Here is a 12,452-nt window from a genome sequence, read left to right as displayed (position 1 = left end):
TTTACATATCATATATATAAATTATATACTAAAATTGCAAGTGCAATAAACTATTTTATAAGGAGGCTCTATTCTTTATGCTTAATCAAATAAAAACACGAAGAAGTATAAGAAAATATATAGATAGGTCCGTGGAAGAAGAAAAAATACTTCAATTAATTGAAAGTGCTCGACTTGCCCCTTCTGGTAGCAATTCACAGCCTTGGCATTTTATTATAGTAAAATCAGAGTTAAATAGGCAAAAACTAAGCAACGTATCTCATAATCAAAAATGGATGCTCTCTGCTCCTGTTTTTATTGTATGTGTGGCCGACATACGTTCTAGAATTAAAGATGGTGATAACCTATCAATTGATGAGAATAGCCCCCATCCAGAGTTAAAGCAAATTATTAGAGACACGACGATTGCTATAGACCATATGGTAATTGAAGCTGAGAATTTAGGTTTAGGCACCTGTTGGGTGGCATGGTTTACTCAAGAAGAAATACGGCCTATTCTAAATATTCCTTCTGATAAATATGTTGTTAGTATCATTACTGTTGGATATAGTGACGAAATGCCCAAAGCACGTCCCCGAAAAAAACTAGATGAAATCATACATCATGAAAGCTGGTAATAATAGCAAAAAAACACCGATTCTTTCCCCATAGAATCAGTGTTTCTTCATTTAAGTTATTATTTTCGCAAAATCTTTTCCATTGCTTTTCCCTTTGCTAACTCATCCACCAATTTATCCAAGTAACGAATTTCTTGCATAAGGGGTTCTTCGATGTCTTCTACTCGGATACCACAAATTACTCCTTTAATCAAAGCACGCAAAGGATTTAGTTGGGGAGCTTCGACAAAGAAAGTCTCAAAGTCTATTTGTTTTTCTAGTTGGGCTTCTAACTGTTCTTGACTATATCCAGTCAACCAACGAATGATTTCGTCGACTTCTCCTTTCGTACGCCCTTTTTTCTCTGCCTTTGTAACGTAGTGGGGATATACCTTTGCAAAACTCATTGAATAGATATGATGTTTGGCCATAATTCATCCTCGCTTATAATTTTTCTTTATTGTATCATGTAAAATAATCAACTTCAAAAGAAAGTTAGCTTAATTATTTATTAGAATTAGCTATATGGTCCTCTATTCTTGACAACCATTCGTGTACTAAAATATGGAATATGTCATCCTGCTCTATTTGAATATCATGTTTTCCATTGTCTAGAATAATTAACGAAGCTCTTGGATAATTGTCTAATAGCCCATAGAGGTCTTTATACCCAACAACTGTATCCTGTCTTCCTGCTACAAATAGCGCAGGTTTTATGAATAGTTTATCTAAATCATCAAAGTCATATTCAGTTTCAATACTATTACTTCTTAACTCTTTTAAATATTTCTTATTAGTATTTTTCCGACTTTTAACAACTTCTCTATTGATTCTTGCTTTAATATATTTTAATCTATCTGCATTTATATTTAGCATGTTACTAACTTTTTTATCAATACATCTATCCTGAAGTCTTGGCTTAACAACAGGGCATGTCAACATAATTCCATCGATGTGCTCAAATTTTCTTTTTAATATACCTCTCGCCAAAAAAGCACCTACCGAGTGACCTACTATAATAAAATTCTCACCTGGAATTACATGCTCTATGAACTCCAAAATACATTCCAGCAAATTATTCCATGTTTTTATTGAATTGCTAACATTAGACTTACCTGTGCCAGGATAATCTAAGTAGATTCTCTTATAGTTAGGTCTATTTTTAAGTATTAATTCCATACAGCTTTTCCAAGCTATTAAATCGTTAAAATACCCATTTAGCATAATTATAGGAGTCCCGTTTCCAATAACCTCATAATTAAGTTCCAAGTCTTCTGAGATATACCTCATTTCTACTTTCTCCTTTGTAAAATTGTAAAAACACTTTTTATCTACTTTTTTAATTTAAACATAATCCTATTTATTTTATCTTAATAGATTTGTGATATAACAAGATATGTTTTTCTATGTCATTAAAATATTCTTTTTTAAAATTCATATCCTTCTTATGTACTTATTCAAAATTATTTTATTAACTAATTATTCTTATTAGAATGAAACCGCTCCTTTAGTTATTTTTGGCTAAAAACCACCGTCACTTATGACATGGTTCTTCCTCGTAACAGATATAATAGTGGTTTATTTTCGCTAGTGAACCCTAGATTTCCTTCACGGCGAATAGTACCTGTAGCATTTTTATTCAAAAAAAATGAGACACAAGACAACACTCTCATAAAATATAATCATCACAATCATATTCTAAAGGAGTTATGTCATATGTCTCTAACCCTACTCTACTAAACTTTTTTCATATTATTCAAGTCTTCAATATATTCTTAAATCCATTACTAGCTTCTTCAAGTATAACTTTTTCAATTATCTATTGCTATTTTTATATTGATTGACCTTTTACTTCTTATTCAACTGGCTTTAGCTTTGCTGTAAAGTGTCTTAATACAGGCGGTTGCCATAATATCTCATAACCTTTAATTTCACTTGCCTTTTTCTTAATATTAATCAGAGCTTCAACTACTACATCAAAATGAGCTTGAGTATACACTCTTCTTGGTATAGCTAATCTTGTAAACTCCATTTCCGCTTCCTGCTGTTCACCTGTCTCTGGGTCTAAATCTAAAAGATAAGATCCAATATCGCAGGATCTAATACCTGCTTCAAGATATAGTTCACACGCAAGTGCATGACCAGGGAATTGGAAGTAAGGAATATGTGGAAGCAGCGCCTTTGCATCAAGGAATACCGCATGGCCACCAACAGGATATTGGAATGGAATCCCTGCTTCCTTTAGCTTTGCACCAAGATATTCTACTTGACCTATTCTGTATCGAAGATAATCTTTGTCTAGCCCTTCGTACAGACCGATGGATAGTGCTTCGATATCTCTACCAGCAAGACCTCCATAAGTTACAAAACCTTCGTATGGAATTGTCAGACCCTTTACCTTAGTAAATAGATCTTCCGATTCTCTAACACCGATCAGACCACCCATATTTACAATAGCATCTTTTTTGGCACTCATTGTAAAGGCATCTGCGTAGCTGAACATTTCTCTAACAATGTCAATAATTTCAACATCTGCATATCCTTCTTCTCTTTGCTTAATGAAGTAGGCATTTTCAGCATATCTTGCAGCATCAATGATCATTGTAATACCATACTTATCAGCGATTTCCCTTGTAGCTTTAATGTTAGCCATTGAAACCGGCTGTCCACCAGCAGAATTGTTGGTGATTGTCATAATGATAAGACCAACTTCTTCAGCTCCAACTTCATTGATATAAGCTTCCAATCTTTCAATATCCATATTTCCCTTAAATGCCACGTATGTTTGGGTATCCTTTGCTTCAGGTACAACAATATCAACTGGTCTGGCACCAAGAAGACCTACGTGACCTCTTGTCGTGTCAAAGTGCATATTCGAAATACATTTTTGGCCCTTCTTTAATAGGCTTGGAAGTAGCACTTGCTCTGCCGCCCTACCTTGATGCACTGGTTGACAGTATTTGTAGTTAAATATATCTTGTACAGCATTTTGTAGCCTTTTGTAACCCCTTGCTCCAGCATAGGATTCATCGCCAGACATTATACCAGCCCACTGAGCATCACTCATAGCTCCAGTACCACTATCTGTTAGAAAATCAATGTAAACATCGTCTGATTCAAGTCCAAAAAGGTTGTAGTTAGCTGCTTTTAGTTTCTCTTCTCTTTCTTCCCTTGTCGTCATTTTCAATGGTTCTACCATTTTAATCTTAAAAGGTTCCGCAACATATTTAATCACAATAATTCCTCCTTTAAATTTGATTAGATTTATTAGATTTCTTGATTAAAGTTTAACACATGCATTTTAGACTTTAAAGTGTCTTTAATTTGACTTTATTTATTATTTCCCCTAAAATTAAATTGAGGTGATAGCATGAAAAAAATAGGTATAATAGGTCATATTGACAACATTAAACGAATTCAACTGGTCATTCGTCAGAGCTTTCCAAAAATAGATGGCTATCCTATTGAAATTAATGAGATGAGTCAAATCCAAACAACTGTGAATTATCTTAAAGAACATATTAATGATTTTGATGGTATCATTTTCACTGGAAAAATCCTTTATGACATTATGAACCACAATATGCATTCTCAAAATCCTTGGGTATATATTGAAAATGATGAAAGTCAATTACAGCGGAGCCTACTTGAAGCCCGCCTTAAACATAATATGGACATTACTCAAATAAGCATTGACTCTTATTCTGAAAATACTGTAAAGACCATATATGAAGACTTTGGGTTAAATTCTGGACAGTACCTCGCCCATGTATCAAAAATAGATATTTTTCGTAAAACGCTTTTAGATGATCTATTCAATTTTCATCAAAATAATTATTTATCACACCCTAACTTAATCGCCATTACTGGAATTTCAACTATATATAAGATGCTTCAGTCCCACAATGTCCCTAGTCTGCTCTTAACTCCTAATGTAAATGCAATTAAGAACAAACTTTATGATTTGTTGGAAAAGATTAGAATTGAGAATATGATCATCAGTCAGATTGTTGTCATATCTATAGAAATCGATATAAACAATGAATATGACTTGATATCAGAAAATGAATATAGCATTATGCTTCAAAAGACCAAAATTACTGAAGAAGTGTATAAATTTGCACAACGTATTCAAGCGGCAGTCATAGAAACAGAAAAAAACTATCTACTTTTCACGACGAAACAAATAGTGGAATTTGAGACAAAGAATCTACGGGAACTTACCATTCTGAGTTCTATAAAATATAAAACTAACAATACCATAAGTGTAGGTATTGGATTTGGTATTACAGCAAGGGAAGCTAAATCCAATGCTATCATTGGAAAGAATAGAGCTTTGAAGATGGGTGGAAATCAATGTTTTGTAGTCTACGATAGAAAGCAAATGGAAAGAATTACGCCATTAGATAGAGCCAACAACAGCGATATCTCACCTTTAGACCTCTCCTACAAAGATGTTTCAGAAAAAAGCGGTATTAGCATCAACAACATCTATCGCCTAAAATGCATTATGGACATATATAAGAAGGATACCTTCACTAGTTTAGAGCTGTCTGAGGAGTTTAGAAATTCCCTTAGAAGTATGAACAGAATAATTGAAAGACTTGAACAGGCCGGCTATATCGAGGTTGTCGGTAAAAAGATAGTTGGAAAGGCAGGAAGACCAAGCAGAATCTTAAAACTTCTTATTTAATATTCCTATCCTCACCTACACAAGCCATTATGTTTTTATCTTGTTTTCACCAACTTCTAATATAATGTCCTATATAAACACCTTAAACTTTTCCATACTTTTTAGCTTTTAAGGTATATTTTTTTAAAGAAATTACGGTCCCACCCTTACCACAGTAATTGATTCCATAAATTTGCTTTATTTAATGGCACAGACAACAAACACAGGATTCGGTGTGTAGAGGATTTTTTGTATATCGTTATATATTAATTCATTGATATTCTCCTCTACTATAATCTCCTTAAATCCTAGCTGGGATAATATTTCCTTGTCCCAGTCTGGCCTTTTTCGATAAGTTAGTGGCAAGTTTCTTCCTATGTCTTCACTCTCTTTTTCTCTTTCTGGAGATATCTCTTCAACCATCCCATGTTCTATAGCTAATTGACGATAATGTATATATTGCTTTTGAAGCTCTGGGTTAGATAAACGAAGGTACCAGTTTGCATCAAATACCAATACTTTACCCCCAGGCTTTAGTAAACGATACCACTCTCTATAGGTTTCTTCTGGCTTAGTTAAGGTCCATACCACGTTCCTGCTTACAATAAGATCTAGACTGTCATTAGGCATATTTACTTGATGGGCCTCTCCCTTTATAAATTTTCCCTCTACGCCTGCATTCTCCATATTTCTTTTAGCTTCCACCAACATATCTTCACTTACATCAACCCCAGTAACCTGATAACCTAGTTCACCCATTAGAATAGAGAAAAAACCAGGTCCTACCCCCACGTCTAGCGCTTTGCAAGTTTTATCTTCTCCCCCATATTTTTTAATTAGTTCTTGCCAAGCTCCTTTTACAGGACTGTTTATTTGACCTTGAATGGATGCACTATAACCTTCAGAACGTCTACTCCAGTATCTCTCTATTTGTTTTTCTATCATGGTTCTATCTCCTTATGCACTTATTTATTTATGGTAGATACCACCTACAGAATCTTAAAAAATATATAGAAAAGTATTTCTATAATTTTGTTTAAACTACCTTACTGCAATAGACTGTCTCCTTGTCCCTTTTATTTTGTTCTAAAGTATACCAATTATGCAAAATTCACTTTTTGCATTTAATAACCATAAAGTTTAATGGAGACTTATTTTCTATTTTACTATCTATCTCATTGATTTCGGAAACTTCTATCAGTCCATAATCTCCAAATTCTTTCTTTATTGAATCTGGATCATAAAAGAAGATTTTTACCCCTTTTATCCTCTCAAACCGATCTCTGCTCAGTTGCTTTCCCTGACCAAACATTGGAGCTTTTTTTGAAATAGTTGTAAAAATCATATATCCGTTTGGTTTTAATTGATCATAACAAGCTTTTATAAATTTTTTTCTCTCATGATTATTCAATAAGTGGATTAATGCATAGCAAAATATTCCGTCATAAAGTTTGCTGTCAAAGGGCATATCAGTTACTGAACCATGATAAATATTAATATCATCAAGCCCGTTTTTTCTTGCCAACTCAATGGCCGTTTTTGAAATTTCAATACCCGTAACATTAATTCCGTTCTCAATAAATACCTTTGCATTTCTACCATATCCAATGCCTGGTATTAATACTTCCTTAACCTTATTTTCAAGAAAAAAGTCTTTTGTCATAATTGCGGAATCTGAAGGGGCGAATCCCCACATTGTTTGTTTTTCTATAAAACTATGTTCCCAGAATTCTGTCATACAATTATCTCCTTATAATAGATTTCTTTAACTTTATTATATATCCTTCTTTTATATCGTTTTTATTGTAGGTATATTTTATCCATAATTAAAGTATAAAAGAAGACTTATACTATAACTGAATATGTAAAGGGGCTATTCCTTGCATATTCTATTGTTTACCGTATTTTGGACTAATTCATAAATCTTTTTATTCTGCAGATACGTCTCCATTACATTTTCTGCTTCTTTCATTACTTTAAAGATTTGACACTTGCTTTCCTCTTCATGTAATTCACAACTAAATAACGCTCCTGTTCCTTCAGTTGCCTTAATCACATCCATAAATGAAATGTCCTCTACCTTTTTACGTAAAATATATCCACCTTTTACACCTGGAGTTGATTGAATTAAATCTGCCTTTACTAGCTGTGTTAAAATTTTTGAAAGATATGTGGCAGATATATTGAAGTGGTTTGATAATGTTTGTAAGCTAAAATTACTGTTTTCATTATTTTTAATCATATAGGCCATGGTGTGCAGTGCATAATTTGTAGCCTTCGTATATTTCAAAATGTAGCCTCCTTACAAAGATATTATAGACTGTTATTATCTGCAATTATATATGTATTATTTATTATTGTCAATCCTAATTATACTTTAAATAAATCTCAGTTCTTATACACCCCTGCAACCATTCTTTTTTCCTATACAGGGCATTAGCAGAAACATTTTCTCTTTACTGCCTAGTCTAGATTTATTTCTACTTATAAATTATTTATTCCCATTACTCACTATAAATATCACTCCTTTATCGATATGATAAAGTATGAATTTTATAGTGTAGTCAATGCAAAAACGACATCTACTTATGATATTTTATGTTACTGGCATGATGTAGTCCTACAAAAAAGCCACCTAAACCAATTTAGGTAGCACATTCTATGTTATGGCATTTTCTCTTTTCTGAAATAATCCGTTGTATACTTTTACGTGACAAATAATACTTCTCTGAAAGAGATTGTGTGCACATTCCGCTTAAATAATCTTCATATATATTAGTATTCCTTTTGAAAATTTCTTTCTTGCTATTGGTAAGTTTACCCCATGCAATTTTATTTTCTTCTTTCTTCGGTATATAGATAAATTCACCATCCACGTAGTTTTGAATTATTTTTAATACCTCATTTGGGAAGATATCCCTTGCGTTTGTATAGCTCATTTATGCTCCTCCTAAATATAATTTTATTTTAGGATTAGCAAAGGCTATTTGTTATATGATACTATTTACCACCCTTATGCAATAGCCTCTGCTATGCATAGAAAATGTATTCTCTCATAAAATTATGCTCCTTTCTTAACTACACTTATAAAAATTTTATCAAATCTAGTATATAATTACAACAGCCACTTACTGTTCATATATAGTGGCTCATACTATATTCTCTGTTATTTCAATCTTACCTGCTGCCGTTAAAACATGTATCTCCATTCCATCTCTTACTTTTATGTTTGATGTATTTTTATTATCTTTAATAAAGACTACTTCTTCTTTTAGCATGCCTTTTGTTTTGCTCCTTGAAATTCCAAATACATCACTTAAAAGCTTATCTAGTCTCAATTCTATTGGATACTTGCAAACAACTTCAACAACAAGCTGTTCATTTTCTCTTATATAGCATGCTTCTAATTTTCTTTGAACTACTCTATAATTTATATTATCTAGAATAACTTCAGCTTTATTCTTACTATATATACTTGAATTAAAAGCATATTCTCTGGCTAATTCGCTGTCATTGGAAAGAAATTTTTCATATTCATCTTTACTAATATTACAAGGCTTTATTCTTTCATAGATCGTCATGTTCCAAGTTGATTTACATTTTTCACATTTATAAATTAACCAAATATCAATGGTATTTTTATTTGCATTTATTCTAAATTTTTCACTGCTTATATAGTTGGTTTTTTCAGTACATTTAGGACAACTTCTTTTTACTATTGGTAAGTTTTCGGGGACTATTTCCCATTGATATTTATTTAAATAGCTCATTTTGCTCCTCCTAGTCATTTAATTATTTTTTAGGACTTGCAAAGGCTATTTCACTATATTTTTTTACTATAATGCAATAGCCTCTGCTATGCATTAAAGATATCTATTGTCATAATTATTCCTCCAATCTTTTTTTCTAAATATAATTTTATCAGCTCTATATGTTACATAAAACCCCATTCTTATTTCATAAATGAAAATGAGACCAGATTTCCACATGCTATAACACGATTATCTCTCTTAAAATTTTATGGGGTGAACTCCCTCAAAGCAAATCCAGTTTATAGCAAAATCTATTAAAAGTATCTCAAAGAACTATAGTAAAATTAAATAAATTAAAACATAGGGAGGTATTAAAGTTGATTTTTAAAAATCTGAATATCATTGATAGAATGAAAGAATCTAAAGTGCCTGGAGTAAGCTTCAGCGTTATAGATCAAGGACAGATCGTATTAAGTAGGGCTTATGGGGTATTAGATTCAAATTCCAGTGATAAAGTTAATGTAGATAGCTTGTTTCATGCTTGTTCCATGAGTAAATTTGTGACTACCCTAGCAGTACTCCGGCTCGTTAGTTTGGGTATCCTCCACTTAGATGAGGACATAAACAATAGACTAAGAAGTTGGAAAATATACCCTAATAGTTTTGTAGAAGAGAGAAAAGTTACATTACGACTATTATTAAGCCATCAAGGTGGAATTAGAGATAAAGAAGGAAGCTTTGCTCCATATAACCCTCTAGAAGGCTATCCACAGCTAATCGATATCTTGGACGGTAAGACAAGCTATCACTCAAGCAAAGTAGAAGTAAAATACAAGCCAGGTAGTAATTTCGAGTATTCTGATGCAGGCTTTTGCATAATAGAGCAGCTCCTTGTTGATGTAATGGAAAAACCATTTTCAGAACTAATGAATGCACTGGTACTAGAGTCTTTAGAAATGCATAACAGTTTATTTATGTATCCACCCGATAATAAAACTAAATTTACACTGGCAAGAGGTCATGATAAGAATGGTAAGGCAATTGAAGTTAATAAAACTATATATCCGTATCTAGCAGCTGCTGGCTTTTTAACCACCCCCACAGACCTTTGCAAGTTAATTTTAGAAGTAATCCTTGGACTTGGTGGCAATAGTAAATTAGGAATTAATAAACAGGTAATGGAAAACTTGATAAGCCCTCAGGGAAACTTTGAGGACGCAGGTTTAGGCGTATTTATTACTAAAACTAGTGAATACATCCAAATCACTTCCCAAGGATGGGGTGTTGGTTTTCAATGCATGCTGGCAGCTTTGCCTGTTAGCGGAAAAGCTGCAGTAGTTATGATTAATTCTGAACCAGGTAAACCACAACACAATTCACTGGTAGGCGAAATAATGCGTGCGATAAGTACCGAATATAACTGGCCAACCAAAATTGAATTTTTTTCATAGGATTTTGTGGATTCAAAGAGCTTGGGCCAATCATACCAGCAAAATTGGTTTCATCCTAAAAGAAAGCTTATATATAGCAAAAATAAGTAGAAGTGCTGAGACCTTCCCCAGCACTTCTACTATTATATCCATCATTATTTATTTAAAAATATTGTAAATGTTTCTCCAGCTTGCTCATAATCATTACTCAACCTACCACTTTCTTCGGGAAATTTTGCAGCATATGGAGTTAAGGTGATTGATGTAATTTCATTAGAAAAGTCTTTATATAAATTCTCATATTTAAATACTAAATCTTCATTTGATTGCCTGCTTAAATAAAAGTTTATTTCATTTCCTAAATTATCATGCCCTCTTAAATCTAATTGGTAAAAACCCTTAGGCTTTCCCTGTACTTTTCCTTCTATTTTTTGATTTACAGGATTGTATCTAAATTTTTCTAAACTGTAGGTTTGATCAGCTATTTGGAATGAATAATCTAATGGAATCACTTGAGTATCTTTCATTAACTCACTACCATCTGCTGTGAATTCAAATATCCATTTTCCTTTCACCTTCCCTTCTACTACATTATCATTTTGAGTGGTAAAGTAATTCAACTCATTAAATGCAATTTTTATATCTAAATTTTCTGTAGTATCAATATCTTTAACAACAATATAATCAATTTGGGTAAATATCGTTTTAGAATCGTCAACTTCTCCATATGAACCAGAGCCACCCCAAACTCTAATCTTTTTTCCATTAATAAAAATGTTATAATCCAACCTAAACCCCTCTACAGGCCTATTAGTATTGACAACTGTACAAATAATCAATTCATCTTTATCAATAATGACATCAGTCAATTTTACCTCTACACCTTTATCCTCTATTACCTTGTTAACCACATTGCTATAAATCTCCACATCTCTTTCGACACCTAACGCTCTACCAATAGAATAAGATATTTCTGAAATCATTGATTGGGTGCTGGCATAAACTTCCCTTCCAAAACTTGTTTGACTAAAAATTCCTATAGTTAATACTAAGGCTACTGCAATGCTTCCGAATTTTTTAAGCTTGTGTTTTTTTCTCCTGTTTTTAAGATTATTTTTTATAGTATTTCGTAAATGTTTCTTTTCTATTTCTGTAAGGTCTTGCTTTTCATAGTCGTCAATATCAAAATACACTTCATTTAAAAACTCATATAAATTGTTAGTATCCTTCACCTTTATACCCTCCCTGCATATTAATCTTATCACGTAGCTTCTTCTTTCCTCTAGAAACCCTATTGTAAAGAATCGGTTTGCTAATTCCCATATCTTGAGACACTTCATCGATATTTTTATCTTGTAAATATAACTTTTTAAAAATTATTTGATCCTGTTCCGATAAATTACTTAGTATTTTCTCTGTTTCTTCTCTAACTTCATCTGCTAAAATTTCTCTAAGGGTCTGATCTTCTACTTCAATAATTATCTCTTCTATATTTTTGTTTTCCATATTTTTTAAATATTTTCTCATATAGTCAATTGACTTATATTTTGCAATTCCACCTACCCAGTTTTTAAAGGTAGATTTTTGGGGATTATAGTAATGGATATTTTCCCAAATTGCAAGCAAACAATCATTCATACATTCCTCATAAAAGTCCATGAGGTAATAGAGGTGCTTTTTTAAAACCGTTTTAATAATCCAAGTATGGTTGTCAATAACATACTCTAAAGCCCTCTCGTTTCCCTTCTTCAATTCATCAACAAAATTATGCTCTGTTATTTTCAATGCTTCACCTTCTTTACCTTTATTTCTACATGTAGATCATTTAGATACTTATCTTTTCACTTAATATTTCGCAACAAAACAAGTAAATCTATCAAGAACACAAAATATTTTATTGACTACTTAAACCATATAGTAAATTATAGATAGATCTTTACTCCAATACCTTTTTTATAAACGATCAAACCCACTACTCCTAAAGAATTAGTGGGCTTGTTCA

The 12,452-nt window shown here is 32.3% G+C and carries 13 protein-coding genes; 3 read left to right on the top strand and 10 right to left on the bottom strand.

The annotated features are described in order from the left end of the window. The first annotated feature begins 77 nt into the window (after nt 1-77). Nucleotides 78-617 carry a nitroreductase family protein gene (locus tag T335_RS0106530; RefSeq protein ID WP_026476826.1) on the top strand — a complete coding sequence of 180 codons (540 nt, stop codon included), beginning with the start codon at nt 78-80 and terminating at the stop codon, nt 615-617. 59 nt (nt 618-676) lie between these two features. Here the strand turns inward: T335_RS0106530 and T335_RS0106525 are convergent, their stop codons facing one another. The 3 genes from T335_RS0106525 to T335_RS0106515 form a co-directional block, all read right to left on the bottom strand. Further along, nucleotides 677-1,027 carry a DUF2200 domain-containing protein gene (locus T335_RS0106525; RefSeq protein WP_026476825.1) on the bottom strand — a complete coding sequence of 117 codons (351 nt, stop codon included), beginning with the start codon at nt 1,025-1,027 and terminating at the stop codon, nt 677-679. Nucleotides 1,028-1,100: 73 nt separating this feature from the next. Then, a complete protein-coding gene (locus T335_RS0106520; RefSeq protein WP_026476824.1) occupies nt 1,101-1,886 on the bottom strand; it encodes an alpha/beta fold hydrolase in 786 nt (261 codons plus the stop codon). 565 nt (nt 1,887-2,451) lie between these two features. After that, a complete protein-coding gene (locus T335_RS0106515; RefSeq protein WP_026476823.1) occupies nt 2,452-3,831 on the bottom strand; it encodes a tryptophanase in 1,380 nt (459 codons plus the stop codon). A 135-nt stretch (nt 3,832-3,966) separates the two neighbouring features. On the opposite strand from T335_RS0106515, the gene T335_RS0106510 reads away from it, so the two are divergent. Further along, nucleotides 3,967-5,289: a hypothetical protein gene (locus T335_RS0106510; protein WP_026476822.1), complete on the top strand. Its 1,323-nt coding sequence runs from the start codon at nt 3,967-3,969 to the stop codon at nt 5,287-5,289. 177 nt (nt 5,290-5,466) lie between these two features. Here the strand turns inward: T335_RS0106510 and T335_RS0106505 are convergent, their stop codons facing one another. The 5 genes from T335_RS0106505 to T335_RS0106485 form a co-directional block, all read right to left on the bottom strand. Next, a complete protein-coding gene (locus T335_RS0106505; protein ID WP_026476821.1) occupies nt 5,467-6,213 on the bottom strand; it encodes a class I SAM-dependent methyltransferase in 747 nt (248 codons plus the stop codon). 166 nt (nt 6,214-6,379) lie between these two features. Then, nucleotides 6,380-7,006 carry a class I SAM-dependent methyltransferase gene (locus tag T335_RS0106500; protein ID WP_026476820.1) on the bottom strand — a complete coding sequence of 209 codons (627 nt, stop codon included), beginning with the start codon at nt 7,004-7,006 and terminating at the stop codon, nt 6,380-6,382. 135 nt (nt 7,007-7,141) lie between these two features. Further along, on the bottom strand, nt 7,142-7,558 hold the full coding sequence (locus T335_RS0106495; protein ID WP_026476819.1) for an RrF2 family transcriptional regulator: 417 nt from the start codon (nt 7,556-7,558) through the stop codon (nt 7,142-7,144). A gap of 355 nt (nt 7,559-7,913) precedes the next feature. Continuing rightward, the gene (locus T335_RS0106490; protein ID WP_026476818.1) at nt 7,914-8,207 is read right to left on the bottom strand and encodes a CD3324 family protein; all 294 of its coding nucleotides are present in this window, start codon (nt 8,205-8,207) and stop codon (nt 7,914-7,916) included. Nucleotides 8,208-8,417: 210 nt separating this feature from the next. Further along, on the bottom strand, nt 8,418-9,038 hold the full coding sequence (locus tag T335_RS0106485; protein ID WP_026476817.1) for a DUF1062 domain-containing protein: 621 nt from the start codon (nt 9,036-9,038) through the stop codon (nt 8,418-8,420). Nucleotides 9,039-9,397: 359 nt separating this feature from the next. Between T335_RS0106485 and T335_RS20075 the strand changes: the two genes are divergently transcribed. After that, nucleotides 9,398-10,471 (top strand): serine hydrolase domain-containing protein, encoded by a 1,074-nt coding sequence (locus T335_RS20075; protein WP_051569176.1) that lies wholly within the window; start codon nt 9,398-9,400, stop codon nt 10,469-10,471. A gap of 134 nt (nt 10,472-10,605) precedes the next feature. Here T335_RS20075 and T335_RS0106475 read toward each other — a convergent pair whose 3' ends face one another. Continuing rightward, nucleotides 10,606-11,682, bottom strand: a complete 1,077-nt coding sequence (locus T335_RS0106475; RefSeq protein WP_034327909.1) for a DUF4179 domain-containing protein — start codon at nt 11,680-11,682, stop codon at nt 10,606-10,608. Next, nucleotides 11,669-12,235 (bottom strand): sigma-70 family RNA polymerase sigma factor, encoded by a 567-nt coding sequence (locus T335_RS0106470; RefSeq protein WP_026476815.1) that lies wholly within the window; start codon nt 12,233-12,235, stop codon nt 11,669-11,671. Before T335_RS0106470 ends, T335_RS0106475 begins: the two co-directional genes overlap by 14 nt. Between the last annotated feature and the right edge of the window lie 217 nt (nt 12,236-12,452).

The organism is Alkaliphilus transvaalensis ATCC 700919, assembly GCF_000621485.1.
GTDB lineage: Bacteria > Bacillota > Clostridia > Peptostreptococcales > Natronincolaceae > Alkaliphilus > Alkaliphilus transvaalensis.
The sequence above is the reverse complement of the archived record's forward strand: the minus strand, read 5'-3'. Positions and strand labels throughout refer to the sequence as shown.